Source organism: Pseudomonas sp. AD21, assembly GCF_002878485.1.
Taxonomy (GTDB): Bacteria; Pseudomonadota; Gammaproteobacteria; order Pseudomonadales; family Pseudomonadaceae; genus Aquipseudomonas.
This window is the reverse complement of the sequence record NZ_NQYG01000016.1, coordinates 73,839-92,216: the sequence shown is the minus strand read 5'-3', so window position 1 is coordinate 92,216 and position 18,378 is coordinate 73,839. Positions and strand designations below refer to the sequence as shown.

Below are 18,378 nucleotides of genomic sequence, written 5' to 3'. Positions count from 1 at the left end.
AATGTTTTTTTGATTCAGGCGGGGGAAAGCATGACCCAGAAGCCATTCAAATGGCCGCTGACAAGGATCGGGTAGGTTTGCGCGAGCATGTTCAAGGTGCGCTGGGTGTCGCTGATGGGGTAGGCGCCGGACACACGCAGATCGGCAATCGCCGGGTCGAGGCGCACAAACCCACGGCGATAGCGCGTCAACTCGCCGACGAAGTCCGCCAAGCGCATTTTGTCGGCCATCAGCATGCCCTGCGCCCAGGCGCCGACGTAGCGCTCGGCGACGCTGACCTGGCCGAAGGTATGCGCCGAAAAATCGGTACGTTGCCCGGCATTGACAATCAGTGGCGTCCCTTGGCGATTTTCCGCCAGCTCGACTTTTACCGCGCCTTCGAGTACCGCAAGGTGAGTGCGCGGTTCCAGCTCTCGCACGGTGAAACGTGTGCCCAGCGCCTGCATGCGGCCCTGGCGGGTGCTGACCAGAAATGGCCGGGGCACCGGCGAAGTGTCCGCTGCGGTCTGCACCAGTATTTCGCCTTCGCGCAGATGAATGAGCCGTTGATTGGCATCGAACAGGACGTCGATGGCGGTGGCGGTATTCAAAGTGATTTTCGAACCGTCGGCCAGGGTCAGCTCGCGTTGCTGGCCAACAGCGGTGCGATAGTCGGCTGACCATTGCTGAGACTCTGCCAGCTTCCAGCTGCCCCAGCCGGCCGGCAGGATCGCCAGGATCATCGCCAGTTTGCCCAGTGCCGCACGGCGCTCAGGGCTGCTCGGACGATCAAGCGACGACATCGCCAACGACGGTGGCAGCCCACCGAGTTTGCTCTGCAGCAACTGCGCCCGCGCCCAGGCGCGACTGCGTTCAGGGGTGCTGGTTTTCCAGTATTCCCATTCGGCTCGCTCAGTGTCGCTGAGTTCGCCTTCACTAAAGCGGATCAGCCAGTCGGCCGCCTCCTCAAGGGCTTGTTGATCGGGATGAGGCTGACTGCGCAGGGTGAGCATTCACTCCACCAGCAGCAGGCATTGCACGAAGGCTTGCTTCATGTAGCGTTTGACGGTGATCAGCGACACACCCAACTGTTCGGCGATGTCGTCGTATTTGAGGCCGCTGATCTGCGAAAGCAGGAACGCACGTTTGACCAATGGCGGCAGCGCATCGAGCATCGCGTCGATTTCGTGCAGGGTCTCCAGCACCATGAAACGCAATTCCGGCGAAGGTACTTCCTGCGCAGGTACGTGGGCGAGAGCGTCCAGATAGGCGCGTTCCAGCGCCTTGCGCTGATACCAGTTGACCAGAATGCCCTTGGCCACACAGCTCAGATAGGCCCGCGGTTGCTCGATGACGGTGACTTGCGAGGCGAGGATGCGTGTGAAGGTGTCCTGCGCCAGGTCCGCCGCATCCATGGCGTTACCCAGTTTTTTTCTCAGCGTCGCGTACAGCCAGCCATGATGGCCGTTGTACAGGGCTTCGATCGCGCGCAGGTGATTGTCGTTGTTCGCGGGAAGGGTTTGGCTCATGGCTGCAGGCATTCATGCAATTGAGAAGTATTCCCAATGCTAGTTTACAAACTGGCTCTGACGCAAGCGCCGATTGGTGTCCTGTTCAGGCGTATGGCAGTTGCCGCAGGGCTGCAATCATCGTGTCGATTTCCGCCTCGGTGTTGTACGCGTGCAGTGATGCGCGACTGACTTCAAGCAAGTCTCTGTGCTGCATGTCGAGCAGGGTCGAACCGCAGGTCGAGGTTGTGACGTTGATGCGTTTGCCTTGAGCAGCCAGCCACTGCTGAACCTGCACGGCGCTGCTATCGCGATGCGTGAAGGTGACGATGCCGGACTTGACCGCGCCGAGGTCTCGCGGGGTGATGCCCGGAACGTCGGACAGTTGCTGGCGCAGGTACTCCGCCAGGTGCTGAATTCGCAACCACATCGGTTCGATACCTTGCGCCAGCGCGTATTCCACCGCCGCACCAAGGCCCAGTTTGGCCGCGACGTTGCATTCCCAGTTTTCGAAACGCCGCGCGTCCGGGCGAATTTCGAAACTGTCAGCGGTTTGCAAAGAAGCCGCATGCAAGTCGAGGAATGCCGGCTCAAGGTTCTGACACAGCCCGCGTTCGACATACAGAAATCCCATGCCACGCGGCCCGCGCAAGTATTTGCGGCTGGTGGCGGCGAGCATGTGGCAACCGATTTTCTGCACATCGATCGGCATCTGCCCGACACCCTGGCAGGCATCGAGCAGAAACAGCACGCCGGCCGCACGAGCGAGGGCGCCTATCTGTTCGATGGGTTGCACCGGCCCACCATTGGTGGCGATCACGGGCAGGGAAATCAGTGCGACCCGATCATCGGCAAGCATGTCCTTGAGCGACGATAACGAGACCTGGCCCCGTTCATCATTGGGAATGACGCGTATCTCGATGCCACGCTGCTGCTGCAATTGCAGGTATGGAATATAGTTGCCGGCGTACTCGGTGGTCGAGGTCAGCACCACATCGCCCGGTCGCAATGGCAACGAATAGAACGCCATGTCCCAGGCGCGCGTCGCGTTTTCGATGACCGCAATTTCATCGGGTTGTGCGTTGATCAGGCGGCCAATGGTGCCATAGACATTTTCCACTTCGGCTGAGCACTGTCCGGCGGCTTCGTACCCGCCAAGATTCGCTTCAAGATGAATGTGCCGGGTCATGGCCTCGATCACCGGCGCGGGCATCAGCGCCGCACCGGCATTGTTGAAATGGATCAGATGCGCGACAGCGGGGGTGTCGGCGCGCAGTTGTTCAATGTTCAAAAGCAGACTCCTTGATCAGTCCCCCGGCGGGGCTGCACTCGGTTGCATCACCGCGGGCCAGTAACGCAGGGCGACAATCGGGATCAGCGCCACCACGTAGGCCAGGCAAACGAACAGATAGGTGTATTGCAAGCCGTAGACCTGACTGAGCAGGCCACCGGCGGAAATCCCGGCAATCGAGGCAAACTGCGCAGTGCCCTGTGCGATTCCCAGCACATGACCCTGCTGCGAACTGTCAGCGGTTTTCGAGATCAAGGCCATCAGCACTGGCGTGGTAGCCCCCAGCAATACGCCCCAGATGAAGTAGGCGACCACAAACACCAGCGGATTGCGCGTGACGCCCGCCACAGCAGTGAGGGCGATGCAGCCGATGACGATGTAAGTGATGCGGTGCAGGGTGTCCTGCTGGCTCCGGTGTTCGAAATAGCGCGACCAGGCCGTGGCCGACAGAATAAAACCCAGTGCCAGCAAGCCGTAGCACAGGCCGACCACCGAATTGCTGACCTCGAACACCGAGCTGACATACAGCGAGAACGAGGTCTGCGGCAGCATCCGCGCCAACAGCAGTATGCCCATTACCCCGAGCAGCGACAGCAATGGCGAACCTTGCCAGAGATTGCCGGAACGGCGCACAGGGGCGGCGTTGTCCGCGACCGGCGCTTTTTTCACCGGCGGTACGTCCGGCAAGGTCACAGCAGCGATCACCGTGCACACGGCGCACAGTACCGAAGCAATGATGTTGATCCAGAAGAACGTCGCGTAGTCGAGAATCAACCCGCCGACCACCGCGCCGAGCAACGAGCCGACGTTGGTGGAGATTTGCAGGATGGCGAACAATCGCGCTCGCCGCGAAGGGGGCTCGATACTGACCCCGTAAGCCTGTGCCGGGGCAATGTAGCCGGCGAAGGCGCCCTGCAGAAAACGCAGGATCAGAATGACCCAGATATCACTGAAGAGGGCCAGCCCAAGCTGGGTCAATGACAAGCCGGCGAGGGCGCGGATCATCATCAACTTGTGGCCGTAGCGATCGCCGATACGGCCCCAGAATGCACTGGTCAGAATAATGCCCAGCATCGGTCCGACATACACGGCGATGCTGGCGAAGCTGAAAACCGACTCCGAAGTCGTCAGTCCACGCAGGTGGACAGGCCAGAACGGCCCGCTCATTTCCATCGCGCCCATGGACACTAACTGGATCGCAAATAGAAGATAAATCAGGATTCTTACTCTCGAACCCTGGATGACACCTGCATGGGACATGAGTCTGCCTCGGTTAAACGCTAGCGAGCGGGTTGGTCAGGGTGTGCTGCAAACGATAGTTGCTGTACTGCATCATGTGCATGCGCAACAACGACCGGGTCGGCCATGGATCTTCGACGAACGCCTTGTGCTCGACTTCCCACAGAGCCGGCGCGACACGATCGCGCACAGCCTCGAAGGCCAGGTCGGTTTCCTCGCGCAATACCTGCCACAACCGCGTGTTGTTCAAGCCGTATTCCTTGGTCAGCCACAGGGCCATTTCGTGCAGGTGCGTGAGGAACGCCGCATCCAGGACGAACATGCGCACCGGCTCGATATCGCCCGAGAATACGGTCGGCAGAATGCCCGGCTGCACATGCGGTTGCAGGCTGTAACCGCGCTCTTCAAGCAGCGGCGCGTAAGTGCGGCCATCGCCGAAATCGCGGATCAGCAGACTACGTGCTTTGCCGTCGAGGGAAAACAGCACCATGGTGTTCTGCTGATGGGCTTCGAGGGCCACGCCGTACATCAGATAGATCGCCACCACCGGGTGAGTGACCACTTTCGCGTACTCACGGAACCAGCGCTCGACTTGTGCAGCGTCGGCGCGCACGCCATCACGCTCGATCAGATCGGTGAACAGCGGACGACCACTGCCCGGTAAACGGGTGAACAGCGACGCCACGGTAATCGGCAGGCAATCGTCGCGGCGCTCGAACGCAGGGGCGCTGGCGCGATACACCACGGACAAGTGCCGGCCCGGATGATCGTCCTGAGTGACTGCGTTTTTGTAACGCACGCCGATTTCTTCCGGGAAGATTTCCAGGCGCTGATCAAAGCCGTTTTCAACCTCAAGAATCTTGCTGATCACAGTGCTGATGCGCGGGCCCATGTGAATCGATTTGGCTTGCAGGCTGCGCAGTTCGCTGGTCATCCACACGGCAATCGGCAGCTTGATCAGCGGCGCGCATTCATCCAGCAGCGGCATCATCGTGCGGTATGACATGGTCGGCAGGGCAGGAAGGACCGGGCCGTCGGTAATCAAAATGCCGTCGGCGATTTCTTGCGCGAAGTTTTTCAGCACGTAGGCCTGCAAATGCCAACCGTGGATTGGCAATGGCAACCACTGGTGTTCGTCCAGCCCCTTGTTGTTCAGCGAGGCTTTCCATTGTTCCCATTGCGCCGGGAAGTTTGCGGCGAACCAGGCGCGGTAATCGATCACGTGCGGCATGCTTTCGCTTTTCGCGTTGTCGGCGCGCAGTGCGGCGATGCGCAGCGGCACCTGCGCATTGAACTCGGGTGACAGTTGCTCGACTTCCTCATCGCTCAGGCCCGGGCGCGCTTTCCATGTCGGGTAGTACGGATGGCCTTCCAGCGAACCCCACTGATCCAGAAGAATGGCAGCGTCCTTGGTTCTGGCGTGCTGGCGCAGGTAGTCGGTGAAGCTGTTCAGCCCGGCATCCGTGGTGGCCTGCTGCAGTCGTGCATTCCATTGCTGGCGATGTTGACGGGCGTGAGCGTCGTTGGTCAGGCTGTTTTCCATGTCGGCCTTGAGCCCGGCCACGCCTTCGTCAGTCGGTTCGAAGTCGAAGCTGTTGCGCAGCACATCGAGCATGTCCTGATGGCTGGTGATGACCTGGCGAACGCCTTCGTCCGTCACCAGCACCACGTCACCGTCGTTGACCACCGTGTCGGCCGGGCCTTTGGCGATATCGGAAAAGGCCAGGTGAGCGCGGCCACCCTTGAGCGGGTAAGTGGCCTGGTTGCCCTCGACGCAAAAGCTCAGGGCCGAACGGTCGAGGATGTTTTCCGCAAAAAGGCAGCGAATCAAGCGGCGCATGGCGTTTTTGCGGGAGTAGGCGATCAGTGTCTTGAAGTCATCCATATCAGCGGTCTGCTCGTCGAAAATTGAGTAAAGAGATCACGCGGCGGCGCTTGTCGTGCGAGGCCAGTGGCTTGGGAAATAGTCGAGTGCCGAGTCGCGCAGGCCTTGCATGTAGTCAACGCTCCAGTGCAAGACCTCTTCGATGTAGGGCACCTTGAGGTCGAATCGCTTGGCCATTTCCACCAACAGCACCAGGCCGTAGGCGACGTCTTCGTTGAAGGCCCGGCTCTCGCGTTCGATCACGTAACCGGCGCGGTTGTCGGCGGCGGGCACCATCGGCGCGAGAATGTCGTTGTAGGCCTGATTGGTGCGCAGAATCGACAACATGCTGCTCTGGTCACGGATCTGTTCGCCATAGGCCTCGACGATTTCCTGTTTCAGTGACTTGACCGAGGACAGGTCGACGCCCATGCGCTGGCTGATGACCGCGCACAAATCCTGGCTTTCCTGGTCCATGCGCTCGAGGAAGTAGGCGCCGAGTTCCGGGCATTCGGTCCACCAGCACATGCGCTGCGGAAAAATCTTGCGATGCCACTGGCCGTAGGGGCCGATCAATCCATAAATCACCGAGCTGTGCATGATCGGGTTGCCCGGCGTCAGGGTGATCTCCAGGTAATTTTCCAGCATCGTCATGCAGGGGCCGTACAGTCTGGTGAGTATTTTCTCCAGTTGTCGGCGGGCGGTTTGCGGCTCTCTGGCGTGGCTCGCCACATACAACTGGCTTTTGCCGCCACCCATTTTGATCGAGCGGCCCGGCGTCAGTTCGAACGCGGTATGCGGGACGTCCTTCATGCCCCAGATCACCAGGTTCGGGCGGTCGGGCAGGGTGGCTTCGGCCAGCCAGTCGAAACCGCAGAAACCGGGAATCGCGCCGATGTACACCGGCTTGCTCGCGTTCAGATGCGGGGCGATGTCCTTGAGGATTTGCGCGCGGGCATGGGCCGGCACGGTGATGATGACGATGTCGGCATCCTCGACGGCAGCTCTGGCATCGGTGGTCACCCGATCCAGTCGGGCACTCAGGGTCGAACCGTCAGGCAGCAGCGCCTGCATTGGCGTCTGACGGGCGTGTTGTTCGATGATCTCCAGGTTGCTGGTAAGCATCGAAACCTGAACATCGGGCAGCTGTTTGAACAGGATGGCGTTGAGGTGACCGGTCCTGCCACCACCGCAAATGGCGACTTTCAACAGATTCATCGAGAGGCGTTCCTGTGCGAAGGATGGGTCATGCGACGCTCAGTTGCAGCGGCGCGGAAACGGAATCCAGCCATTGGGTCTTGCCCAGCCAGGCGTCCAGTTGCGGGGCGATGCTCGCGTCGATCAGGTCGCGTTCCTGCAGCCATTTGTCGTCGAACACGGTGTGCAGGTATTTTTCACCACCGTCGGCAATCGGCACGACGACGTTGCCGCGCAGCGCACCTTTGTGGATCAGCTCCAGTGCCTTGAAAATCGCACCGCCGGTCGAACCGCCCACCAGCAGGGCGAAATTGCGCGCGATGTAGCGGGCCGTTTCAAACGCTTGAGAGTCGGTGACCTGCACACCCAGATCGATGCAGCTGTAATCGAGCACCAGGCCCACGGTGTCGCCGGCTGGCGTGCCGGTGCCCGATTGATAGTAGGGATAACCGGGATGGCCGAAGACGATCGAGCCGGCGGGTTCCACCGCGACGGTGACGGTGTCCGGGTTGTGCACTTTCAAGCCGCGAGCGATTCCGGTCATCGAGCCGCCGGTGCCGACACATCCGACATAAGCACCGATAGCGCCTTCAGCCTGAGCGACGGTTTCGCGGACGAAATCACTGTAGCCGCCGGCATTGGCTGCGTTGTCGGACTGGTTCATGAACACGGCGCCGGGAATCTCGGTCGCCAGTTCCGCGGCCATCTGTTGGCGCTCGACCACTGCGACTTCGTCTTCGCGGTAGGTGCCTTTGACGAAGCGAATGTCGGCACCGAGGGCTTTCATCACGGCAATCTTGTCTTGCGCGGCGTGATGATCGACCACAGCAATGAAATGCAGACCGAACTCGACCGCTGCCATCGCCAGACCGATCCCGGTATTGCCGGATGACGACTCGACAACCACGCCGCCGGGTTTCAATCGACCGGACTTGAGAGCGGCCAGCACCATGTTGCGCGCCATGCGGTCTTTGATGCTGCCGCCGGGATTGTTTTTTTCAATCTTCAACAACAAACGGGCGTTGGTGTCCGGAACATCAATACCCAACATCGGTGTATTACCAATAAGGTCCGAGACTTTGGTCAATATCATTTCAATTGTTCCCTTTAGTAGTCAGGTGAAAACACATAGTTACCTTCCGTACAGCAGGTCGCCGTCAACCGCCGGGGCAGGGGGTGGCGATGAAACTCGTTCTCCAGCAGGTCCATCTGATAACCGGCAGTATTGACGTAGATCAATAAGTCGCCGGCCTTGGGTGCGGTGGCAAAGTTGATCAGGCGATGAGTTATTACGTCATCGTCCAGACAACTATGGCCAGCGATATAGGCTTGGGTGGGGGTGTCGGGGAGTTCTTGGGTACTGATCAGTATTGGGTCGACCAGGTATTCAGAGGCGAACCATGTTTCACAGGCGCTGAAACTGCTGCCCTCGACAAACAGAACGGTTTTGTTGTCGGCGAGCTGTTTGCTTCGGGTCACGCGGAATATTGAAATGGCCGCTTGATCGACGAGGCTTCGGCCGGGCTCGAGTGCCAGGGTTATATTGTGAAGTTTCAAGTAATTGGCGATCGACAAGCCTTGTGAATGCTCGGCCTCGAGCAATAATGCCAACCATTGTGGGGCTGTCAGGTCACCGCCGTAGGGATAATAAGCGGTCGGAACTTTGTGGTTGTAATAATTGCCGGGATTGTTGTCGTTCTGCAGGAACCGGGCATAGGCCTGAGGCTCGACATAGCGGATCGGCAAGCCCCCGCCGATGTCGATCATCTGCGGGTGCAGGCCCATTTCTCTGGCCGCTTCGACGAACCCGGTCACCTCACGAAAGGCTTGTGCGCGGGATTCGTATCCATAGCCACCGAGATGGAAGTGGAAACCTTCGAAGTGAAAAAGCGCCGGCTGCCCGGTCAGACGTTGCAGGCATTCAAGCAAGTCCTCGGTGCCCATTCCAAATCGGCTTTTCAGACTGCTTTTCGGCCTGTAACGCAGTAAAACTCGGGCCTTTATCGGCGTTGGCTGTGAGGCAATCACGCTGGCCAGGTGGTCGAATTCTTCCAGCGAGTCCACGCAAATCAACGAGCCGGCGCTCACCAGTGCCTGGTGAAATTCAGTGGTTTTGGCCGGTCCCGTGGCGCAGATTCTGCCTGCCGGTGTACCGGCCCGCCGTGCGGCGTGCAACTCGTGGATGCTCGATACATCGACGCCGATGCCCAAATTTGCCGCAGCAGCGAGCAGGCTCTGAGACTTGTTGGCCTTGGCTCCGTAGAAGAGCGCATGAGCCACGTTGTATTGCTTCAATACGGCCAACAACGCTTGTGTATTCAATTCAAAGGCGTGGGGCCAGACCAGGTTCAACGGCGAACCGTGTCGTTTAACCAGGTTTTCAAGCTTGCTCGGGAAATCATTGATAAATGTGGAGATAAGAGGATCAATCAGCGGATTTAACAGTTCCGGTTGATGAACGTTGTTTTGCTGTTCAACAGGTGCTGCATTTGTTGTAGGCATAGTTGACCCCTGGCGTCGAAAACAACCTCGCCATTAATGTTTCGATAACCGATCGTTATCGATGGATGTGGTCTTTTTTTACTCGTCAGTCACGAGACTTTAAACGCAATGCTGGCGGCGGCCAGATGAAAAATGAAGATAAGTCCGCAGCATCGATCGTAATAAATGGCTCACAAAAAAACGGCATGAGAACCCCATTCCCTAAGGCTTGTACGGATGTGCTAACTGACCACTAGTTGAGTGGTCAATTTCCAGTTGCGGGACAGTAACTGACATTCAAATGACATCAGTAATATGTACTTCCCGTGACGCTGATTACCGGCTTTGAAACGAGGATAGTTCCTCTTGGCGGCGTGAACAATATTGCGAACAGGAACGATTATCAAGTAAGGTTTTCAAATATTTTTGAATAAAGACCTACGAAAGGCGAATCAATGAACGTGTATTTACACGCTCAAGGACGCGTTCGCCCCGAGATAAAAAAGCCCCTTGATTCCTTGATCAACAAGGCGTTGAGGGTTGTTGCGAGAAGCCCGGGCAGCGCCGCGAAAATCGCTGTCGGCAGGGCCTGAAATTTTTCAGAAATCACGACTGGTTCACGCCAAGGAGCAACGCCATGCAATCCGATCGACTCAGCCGCAAAACCCCACCCGCGATCAGCTACCTGTTCGTGCCGGGCAACCGCCCCGAGCGGTTTTCCAAAGCCGTGGAGGCTGGCCCGGACGCGATCATTCTCGACCTTGAGGATGCCGTTCACCCCGACAGCAAAGCCGCCGCTCGCGCCGCCATCCGCGCATGGCAGGAGAGCACGCCGAAGGTCGCCTGCGAGCGTTACATTCGCCTGAACAGCGTCAACAGCACGCTGTTTCGCCAGGACCTGGCCTGGCTCGGCGACATGCGCCATCCCGAACGATGCGACGGAATATTCCTGCCCAAGGCCGAATGCCCCGAAACCCTGGCGCGGGTGGTTGAACACCTGCTGGAGTGGCAGCCACGACTGCAGATCGTGGCGATCATCGAGACCGCCAAAGGCCTGCAGCAGGTCGAGTCGATTGCCGCTATTGCGGGCCTGGCGCGGCTGGCGTTCGGTTCGCTGGATTTCTCGCTGGATATCGACTGCAGCCAGACTCCCGAAGCGTTTCTGTTTGCCCGCAACCGCATTGTGCTGGCTTCGCGGACAGCGGATTTGCCGTCACCGATCGACGGCGTTACTCCGGCCATCAGCGACCTGGCGGTGGTCGCTCAAGACTCGCACTACGCACGCTCGCTGGGCTTCGGCGCCAAGCTGTGCATCCATCCTGCGCAACTGGTGTCGGTACAACGCGCCTTCCTGCCGGACTCGCGTCAACTGGCCTGGGCTGGCCGGGTGATGAGGGCGGTCGCCACGGGCAGCCACGCTGTGCAAGTGGATGGCGAGATGGTCGACTTGCCGCTGATCGAACACGCCCAGCGGCTGCTCGATGTGGCCAGCCAATACGCGCCGGCTCCCCGCGCCGACGCCTGCTGAAAACCGCTCAATCAGGAGACCCACCATGGAACACGGTTATCAGATTGCGTTGCGGCCGCTGTGTGAAGTGCTGCAGTCGGAGCAGGTCGACCCGGCCAACGTGACGATGCTGCGCGAGTCGATTGTCCGCGCCGGTCACTGGCTGGAGCCGATCATCGTCGAGCGTTCGCAAGGCATCGTCATGGACGGCAATCACCGCTTCAACGCGGCGTTGCAGTTGGGCCTCAAGCGCGTGCCGTGCATCCAGCTCGACTACGCCGATCCGCGAGTGTGTGTGCGGCATTGGCAGACCGGGCAAGCGTTCGAAGTGGCGCGGATTTTCAGCACCATCGCCCGGGGCGAGATCTTCCCGTACAAGACCACCCGGCACGCGTTTGACCCCGCGTTGCCGGTGGTCGCGATCCCGCTGGAACGCCTCTACGACTGATCCCGGGCCGGGCCAAAACAAAAAAATTTGCTGCAGGTGATACTTTTTCGCAGATCGACTGGCAATAGGAGTGATTACCATTTTCTCTCGATGAAAGGATCCTCTCGTCATGCCTGTTGTCAGTCGTCCTAGCGGTGAGCGAGTGCTAACACTCGCCGTGCGTACCGCCATGTTGAATTTCGTTCTGGTCGCAGGTAGCGCCAACGCCTGGGCCGCCGGCCCCGAGCAACAAGACGTTGCCGCCGATAAAACCTCGAACGCTACGCCAGTCACCCTGGCCGACGACAGCACCGACGCGCTGACCCTCGACACCACCAACATCAACGCCCGTTACAACGGCGCCACGGCGTTGCCGGAAACCCTCGCCGGTGGCCAAGTTGCACGGGGCGCGCGGCTGGGCATGATGGGCAACAAAGACGTGATGGACACGCCGTTCAGCGTCACCAGTTACACCGCCAAAACCCTCGCTGATCTGCAAACCGTCACCGTCGCCGACGCGCTGGAGCGTGATCCCTCGGTGCGCTCCACCGGCCAGACGGGCGGCATCGTCGACTCGTTTTACATCCGTGGCTTCCCGGTTGGCGAAGGCAACCTGGGAGAGTTGGCGTTCGATGGCGTGTACGGCGTCGCGCCTAATTACCGGGTGTTCACCGAGTACGCCGAGCGTGTCGAAGTGCTCAAGGGGCCGGGCGCATTGATGTACGGCATCTCGCCGAACAGTGGCGTAGGCGGGGTGATCAACATCGTTCCCAAGCGTCCGCTGGACGAAGACCTGACACGGGTCACTACCACCTACGCCTCGGATTCCCAGGTCGGTGGTCATCTGGACCTCAGCCGTCGTTTCGGCTCGGAAAACCAGTTCGGTGTGCGCTTCAACGGTAACCTGCAGGGCGGCGACACGGCCATCGACGATCAGCACCGAGACCTGGGGATCGGTGCAATCGCCCTGGATTATCGCGGTGAGCGCTTGCGCCTGAACCTGGACTACATCAGCCAGAAAGAAAGCTGGGAGGGCGCCTCGCGACCTTTCACCATCGCGCCGGGCGTCGATGTACCGTCCGCGCCGAATGGCCGCACCAACCTGTCGCAGGACTGGGGCTGGTCGGACACCAAAGAGCAGTCGGCGTTGCTCGGCGGTGAATATGACCTGAGCGATACGGTCACCGTGTTTGCCCATGCCGGTGGCGGCAAGTCGGACGTCAAGCGCATGTCCGACCAGGTGCCGCGCATCCTCAATGAGGCAGGGGACACCAGCAACATTCCGGGCTACTACAAATTCAACGTCGACCGTTCCACCGCCGATGTCGGCATCCGTGGCGTGTTCGCCACCGGGCCGATCACCCATACGACCACATTGATGGCGACCCAGTACCAGGATGAGTTGTCCCGCGGCATCAACAACGGCACGGAAATCCGTTCGAACATCTATCACCCGATCGATGTACCCAAGCAATACATCAGCTCACCGAAAGTGCTGCGGGTTTCCGAATCGGATCTGTCCGGCGTTGCGTTCACCGACACGCTGTCGATGCTCGACGACCGTTTCCAGTTGACGCTCGGCGTGCGCCGTCAAGACATCGAGTCGCGCAACTACAACGCTTCGGGCTCCGTCAGTTCGAAGTACAACGACAGCGCGACGACACCGCTGGTGGGTGTCGTGGTCAAGCCCTGGGAAGACGTTTCCCTCTACTACAACTATGTCGAAGGCTTGAGCAAAGGCGACATTGCCCCCGGCACAGCGGTCAACGCCGGCGAGACATTCGCACCTTACGAATCGAAACAGCATGAACTCGGCGTGAAGTACGAGCACGGCACGTTCATGACCACCCTGGCGTTGTTCCAGATAGAGAAGCCAAGCGGAGAAGTCGGCACTGACAACGTGTTCTCGGTGCAGGCCGAACAACGCAATCGGGGGATCGAATTGAGCATGTTCGGCGAAGTGGCGACGGGCACGCGCTTGATGGGCGGCGTGACGGTGCTCGATGGCAAGTTGACCGATTCAGCGACAGCGGCCAACAAAGGTAACAAGCCTGTCGGTGTGCCAGATGTGCAGGCCAATCTGTGGGCTGAATGGGACACGCCATGGCTGGAGGGTTTCACCCTGACGGGCGGCGCCATTTATACCGACAGTCAGTACGTCAACCAGGCCAATACCCAGGAACTGGATTCCTGGACCCGTTTCGATGCCGGCGCACGCTACGCAACGAAAATCGAAGGCCGGCCGACGACCTTCCGCGCCACGGTGCAGAACGTGTTTGATCGTGAGTACTGGTCGGGCGTTGCTTCTTACGGCGCGTTCTCGCCGGGTTATCCGCGCACCTTGCAGTTGTCGGCTACGGTCGATTTCTGATGCGCGAGGGCAGGCACAGCCAGTAGCTGCTGCCTGCCTTGTCAATGGGTGAACAGGAGTACTCACATGCTGGAAAACCCGGGATTTATCTCGACAATCAAGGCTCGCCCGAGTCAAGTCACGAGCCACCCACTTGCCCTCGAATATGATTGCAGCGGCAACCGCCATATCCGCGAGATGTTGCGGGTTTACGGACTGCGCACCAGCCTCTTTCGGCTGAAGGTGATCAATGCACTGATCCTCGCGGCACAAGAGGGACGCTTGATCGGCGTGCACGGTGTGCATGCTTATATAGAAGCGTCTTTTTCCCAGCTGCCGATCGTCAGTGTGCGCGAAGTACTCAAGCGTCTTGCCGAGGTGGGCGTCATCACCGCTCAAACGGACCGAAGTTACAGCTTTACTCCCGAGGCGTGGGACATGCTCGAGCCGTATCTCGCACAGCGCGACTCGAACAGTCAGATCCCGGCGACTGCGTCGCATCGCTGCCTCAATTCGCTTGCAACGTCAGCACCGTAAACGTGTCGGGATGGAACACCGGGTCCGGTTTGGGTTGATCCGGACTCGGGGCCGGCTGCGTGAAGTCGGCACTGAACAGGTAGGCTTGCCCGCGCTTGGCATCCAGTACCATGTTGTGTGCCCAGGGCCGGGTGCCGATCGAACCAAGCAATCGATAGCTACCCTGAGCGCTGCGCTGAATCACTGCCAGACTCGCATCGGCGCCGCTGGGAGCCAGCAGTTGGTCGCGTTGATGGTCGTAGGCCAGTGTGTTCACCGCGTGACCGATGGGCAGGGTATCCAGGGATTTGCCGGTCGCGAGGTCGGCGATGACCAGGCGAGGCTTGTCACCCCGGCAGGCCACGAACAAACGCTGATGCACCTGATCGGCCGCAATGGCGCCGGGCTTGCGGCAGCCTTCGAACCTCCAGAATTGCTGCTGCGCCAGCGTGGCGCCGGACAGCACGGCCACCTGGTCTTCATCACGCATGGGCACTATAAAGGTGCCGTTATCCAGCACCAGTGGGCCATCGAGCTTTTGTGCCGGGACATCGACAGAGCCCGTCAGCCGATCGCTTTTCGGATCGATCAGGTAGAGCGTCGAATGATCCCCACGGCGACCGCTGGTGACAATCACCCGGTCACGACTGGCGTCGTAGAGCAGATTGTTCAGATTGCCTGAGTCCAGTTCCAGCCGCTGTAGCACCTCCAGCCGATCCAGCGCCACGATGCTCAGCGAGCCGTCCATGTTCGCCACATACAGGCGGTTATGCCGAGGCACGAAGGTGACTGCATTGGCGCCGGCGGAGTTGTCGAGTGTTTTCAGCAACCGTTGCTGCTCGACGTCGAACACCGCCAGCCCGTTCTCCCGGCGCGCAATGAACAAGTAAGGCCGTTGCGGATCAAGTGCGCCAAAGCCCCAACTGTGGCCTTCACCCGCCAAGGCCCGGGTAGCGCTGACGGTGTACAGCAACGGTTCGCTGGCCTCGGTCATCTGGACGCTAAGCAGGCAGGTAGCAAGGCTCGCAAGGGCCAGCAGGTTTTTTCGCAACGGCATCAATGTTCTTCACATCCAAAGGTATCTAGAGGTGTGGGCGCGGCCCGAGTGTCAAAACGGGGTGCATCATAGCAATCACGCGAGGGCGTTTGCTCCGGTCTTGCCGAGCAGATCAATCCGGCAGCCCGGAGACGCATCGCTGACGCTGAGTTTCATATCATGCAGGCGTGCAACGGCCGCTACCATGCTTAGCCCCAGACCGTTGCCCGGTGTATGACGGCTCGATTCGGCCCGGTAAAGCCGGCGCAACACCGCTTCACGTTCCGCCGGCGCAATGCCCGGGCCGTTGTCGGCTACCTGAATGCCTGTCGACTCCTGATCAGCGATAACGCTCAGGCGCACCTGGCTGTGATCCGGGCAGAACTTGATGGCGTTATCGAGCAAGTTGCAGACAGCATCGAACAATAGCTGCGCGTCGCCGGCAATCATCGCCGGAAGTCGGCTTTCAGCAAGCGTCAGGCTGATACCGCGCTCTTCGGCCAAGGGCTCATAGAGCTCGGCGGCATCGGCGCAGATCAGGTTCAGGTCCAGCGTCGCGAAGTGGCTGCGGCGTGCACTGTTTTCGATTTCAGAGATACGCAACAGTGCCTTGAACGTCAGCAACAGCGCCTTGGCTTCAGTCAACGCAGCATTGATGCTGGCGGCGTATTGCGCTTCATCCAGCCCGCGTCGCTGGGCGCGTTCAAGCCCGGCGATCAGCCGGGTCAGCGGTGTACGCAAGTCGTGAGCAATGTCGTCGCACACGCCTTTGACCTCGCTCATCAGGCGCTCCAGTTCATCCAGCATGCCGTTGACCACATCGGCAAGGCGGTCGATATCGTCGTTGGTCCCTTGAATGGGCAGTCGCCCGGTGAGATCGCCTTCGATGATGCCTTTGATCGAGCGACTGACTTTGTCCAGACGCCGGTGGGCCGAATAACCCAGGACGACCGCTCCGCACAGACCGACGACCAGTAACAGCACACCGCCGGAAATCAGCGCATTGATCAGCAGTTCATCGAACTCCCGGATGTCATGAACATCTTGGGCCACCATCAGGATCTTGCCGTCGGCCTGGCGGTGCACGATGAACCGCACAGGGCGGTGGTGACCATTGGCCTTGAGCCAGCGAAACTCTTGCGGCTTGTCAAAAGCGGAGTAGGGCGGCAGTTCCTGTATTGCACCGGCGATGAACTTGCCCTGCGCGTCGAACAGACTATGCGGCAAGCGCGCTTCGGCATCCTGCACGGCATGCTTGCGGATTTCCTGCAACTGCAACTCAGGGGGCTGCGCGCTGCGGTTTTCCACCTGGCGGTAAAGCGCGGTATCGGCTTCGGTTTTCAGGTAGAACGCGGTTTGCCAGTAGATGTAGCCGAACAAGGCCAGGAACGATGCGCCGAACAGGCCGAGAAACAGCAGCGCGGTGCGAAAACTGATGGTGCGCGGAATTTCACTCAGGTGAACGCAGAACATAACCGGCTCCCCGAATGGTATGGATCATCGGCGGTTCGCCTTCACCGTCGATCTTGCGGCGCAGACGACTCATGTGAACTTCAATCACGTTGGTACGTTCGTCGTAGCTGTAATTCCACACGGCCTCGAACAGCATGGTGCGCGTGACGACCTGGCCGGCGTTGCGGATCAAGTGTTCGAGCAAGGCGTACTCGCGCGGGACCAGATCGATGACCCGCTCACCGCGTCGCACGGTCCGGCTCAGCAGGTCGACTTCCAGGCTGGCAACCCGCAGACGGGTTTCGCGGGCCTGCGTCGGCACTTCGTTGCGACGACGATTCAAGGCATCCAGGCGAGCGGTCAACTCGATGAACTCGAACGGTTTGGTCAGGTAATCGTCACCGCCGGCGCGCAAGCCACGCACGCGCTCGTCGAGTGCACTGAGGGCGCTGAGAATCAGCACCGGCGTGGTCACACTCGCGGCGCGCAAGGACGTCAGCACGCCCAGGCCGTCGAGGCCGCCGGGCAACATTCGATCAAGCACGATCAGGTCGAACGGTTCACTCAAGGCCTTGAGCAAGCCTTCGCGTCCATTGTTGACGCAACTCACCGTAAAGCCGTGATCAGACAGCGCCGCTTCGATTTCACGGCAGGTAGGCAAGTCGTCCTCGACGACCAGAACATGGGTCATGGCAGTTGAACCGCTCACATTGTCAGACTGAGATGGCATAGTGTGGCAAAGCTTGCCGGGGCGCCACGTTCCCGCCAGTTAAATAAAAGTTCAGGTTCGATCGATGGAGAGTTTTCCTTGCGCATTCTAGTGGTTGAAGACGACGCCCAGACGGCGGCTTATCTGGAGCGCGGATTGAGTGAAAGTGGCCACGTGGTGGATATCGCCAGCGATGGCAACAGCGGTCTGGACATGGCTCTTGAGCAGATTCACGACGCCTTGATTGTCGATCGGCGCCTGCCCGGTCTGGATGGCATTGGCTTGATCAAAGCCGTCCGCGCACAGCAGTTGCGCGTACCGATCCTGATGCTCAGCGCACAATCGACCACTGCGCAAAAGGTTGAAGGCCTGCAAGCCGGTTGCGATGACTACCTGGGCAAACCTTATGCATTCGCCGAAGTGCTGGCGCGTCTGGATGCCTTGTTGCGCGGTCGCGATCAGGTCAGCGGCCCGGCGCGGCAACTGGCGGTTGGCGAACTGCAACTGGACTGCGCCACGCGTACCGCCGTGCGCGGCGGGCGGGTCATTGTCCTGCAGCACCGCGAAGCCTTGTTGCTGGAAAAACTGATGCGCCACAGCGGGCAGGTGGTAACGCGCGACATGTTGCTCGACAGTGCCTGGAACTACGACTTCGACCCCAACGACAACGTCATCGATAAACACATCCACCGCTTGCGCCGCAAACTTGATGAGGGCTTCGAGCACTCGCTGATCAGGACGGTGCCGGGCGCCGGGTACAGTTTTCAGGTCGAGCCGGTCGAGGAGTGAACCCCGGGACTGTGGCAGTTAAATAAAAGTTTA

16 protein-coding genes are annotated in these 18,378 nt (G+C 59.7%); 5 read left to right on the top strand and 11 right to left on the bottom strand.

Features of this window, described 5'->3' with window-relative positions:
* Positions 1 to 14: 14 nt before the first annotated feature.
* The 8 genes from PseAD21_RS12905 to PseAD21_RS12870 form a co-directional block, all read right to left on the bottom strand.
* On the bottom strand, positions 15 to 992 hold the full coding sequence (locus PseAD21_RS12905; protein ID WP_102356020.1) for a FecR domain-containing protein: 978 nt from the start codon (positions 990 to 992) through the stop codon (positions 15 to 17).
* Complete coding sequence (locus PseAD21_RS12900) at positions 993 to 1,508, bottom strand: sigma-70 family RNA polymerase sigma factor (protein WP_102356019.1); 516 nt, start codon at positions 1,506 to 1,508, stop codon at positions 993 to 995.
* Positions 1,509 to 1,593: 85 nt separating this feature from the next.
* Complete coding sequence (locus PseAD21_RS12895) at positions 1,594 to 2,778, bottom strand: aminotransferase class V-fold PLP-dependent enzyme (protein ID WP_102356018.1); 1,185 nt, start codon at positions 2,776 to 2,778, stop codon at positions 1,594 to 1,596.
* A gap of 15 nt (positions 2,779 to 2,793) precedes the next feature.
* Positions 2,794 to 4,038, bottom strand: coding sequence for an MFS transporter (locus PseAD21_RS12890; protein WP_102356017.1), 1,245 nt, complete (start codon positions 4,036 to 4,038; stop codon positions 2,794 to 2,796).
* Positions 4,039 to 4,051: 13 nt separating this feature from the next.
* Positions 4,052 to 5,902 (bottom strand): IucA/IucC family siderophore biosynthesis protein, encoded by a 1,851-nt coding sequence (locus tag PseAD21_RS12885; protein WP_102356016.1) that lies wholly within the window; start codon positions 5,900 to 5,902, stop codon positions 4,052 to 4,054.
* 36 nt (positions 5,903 to 5,938) lie between these two features.
* On the bottom strand, positions 5,939 to 7,099 hold the full coding sequence (locus PseAD21_RS12880) for an NAD/NADP octopine/nopaline dehydrogenase family protein (RefSeq protein ID WP_102356015.1): 1,161 nt from the start codon (positions 7,097 to 7,099) through the stop codon (positions 5,939 to 5,941).
* Positions 7,100 to 7,127: 28 nt separating this feature from the next.
* Positions 7,128 to 8,171 carry a PLP-dependent cysteine synthase family protein gene (locus tag PseAD21_RS12875; protein ID WP_102356014.1) on the bottom strand — a complete coding sequence of 348 codons (1,044 nt, stop codon included), beginning with the start codon at positions 8,169 to 8,171 and terminating at the stop codon, positions 7,128 to 7,130.
* Between the two features lie 14 nt (positions 8,172 to 8,185).
* Entirely contained in the window at positions 8,186 to 9,580 is a 1,395-nt protein-coding gene (locus PseAD21_RS12870; RefSeq protein WP_102356013.1) for a Y4yA family PLP-dependent enzyme, read from the bottom strand.
* Positions 9,581 to 10,196: 616 nt separating this feature from the next.
* Here PseAD21_RS12870 and PseAD21_RS12865 point away from each other — a divergent pair.
* The 4 genes from PseAD21_RS12865 (at position 10,197) to PseAD21_RS12850 (ending at position 14,380) form a co-directional block, all read left to right on the top strand.
* Positions 10,197 to 11,087, top strand: coding sequence for a CoA ester lyase (locus PseAD21_RS12865; RefSeq protein ID WP_102356012.1), 891 nt, complete (start codon positions 10,197 to 10,199; stop codon positions 11,085 to 11,087).
* A gap of 25 nt (positions 11,088 to 11,112) precedes the next feature.
* Positions 11,113 to 11,514 (top strand): ParB N-terminal domain-containing protein, encoded by a 402-nt coding sequence (locus PseAD21_RS12860; protein WP_102356011.1) that lies wholly within the window; start codon positions 11,113 to 11,115, stop codon positions 11,512 to 11,514.
* A gap of 109 nt (positions 11,515 to 11,623) precedes the next feature.
* Positions 11,624 to 13,864: a TonB-dependent siderophore receptor gene (locus tag PseAD21_RS12855; protein WP_102356010.1), complete on the top strand. Its 2,241-nt coding sequence runs from the start codon at positions 11,624 to 11,626 to the stop codon at positions 13,862 to 13,864.
* A gap of 66 nt (positions 13,865 to 13,930) precedes the next feature.
* Complete coding sequence (locus PseAD21_RS12850; protein ID WP_178082127.1) at positions 13,931 to 14,380, top strand: fe2+ zn2+ uptake regulation protein; 450 nt, start codon at positions 13,931 to 13,933, stop codon at positions 14,378 to 14,380.
* On the opposite strand, the gene PseAD21_RS12845 is transcribed toward PseAD21_RS12850, so the two are convergent.
* The 3 genes from PseAD21_RS12845 to PseAD21_RS12835 all read right to left on the bottom strand — a co-directional run bounded on the left by PseAD21_RS12845 (position 14,352) and on the right by PseAD21_RS12835 (position 17,538).
* Positions 14,352 to 15,416 (bottom strand): YncE family protein, encoded by a 1,065-nt coding sequence (locus PseAD21_RS12845; RefSeq protein ID WP_102356009.1) that lies wholly within the window; start codon positions 15,414 to 15,416, stop codon positions 14,352 to 14,354. The two genes, PseAD21_RS12850 and PseAD21_RS12845, sit on opposite strands and share 29 nt — an antisense overlap.
* Before the next feature lie 75 nt (positions 15,417 to 15,491).
* Positions 15,492 to 16,868 carry an ATP-binding protein gene (locus tag PseAD21_RS12840; protein ID WP_102356008.1) on the bottom strand — a complete coding sequence of 459 codons (1,377 nt, stop codon included), beginning with the start codon at positions 16,866 to 16,868 and terminating at the stop codon, positions 15,492 to 15,494.
* Positions 16,846 to 17,538: a response regulator transcription factor gene (locus PseAD21_RS12835; RefSeq protein ID WP_102356007.1), complete on the bottom strand. Its 693-nt coding sequence runs from the start codon at positions 17,536 to 17,538 to the stop codon at positions 16,846 to 16,848. Before PseAD21_RS12835 ends, PseAD21_RS12840 begins: the two co-directional genes overlap by 23 nt.
* A gap of 117 nt (positions 17,539 to 17,655) precedes the next feature.
* Here PseAD21_RS12835 and PseAD21_RS12830 point away from each other — a divergent pair, with 117 nt between their 5' ends.
* Entirely contained in the window at positions 17,656 to 18,345 is a 690-nt protein-coding gene (locus tag PseAD21_RS12830) for a response regulator transcription factor (protein ID WP_102356006.1), read from the top strand.
* Positions 18,346 to 18,378 lie beyond the last annotated feature (33 nt).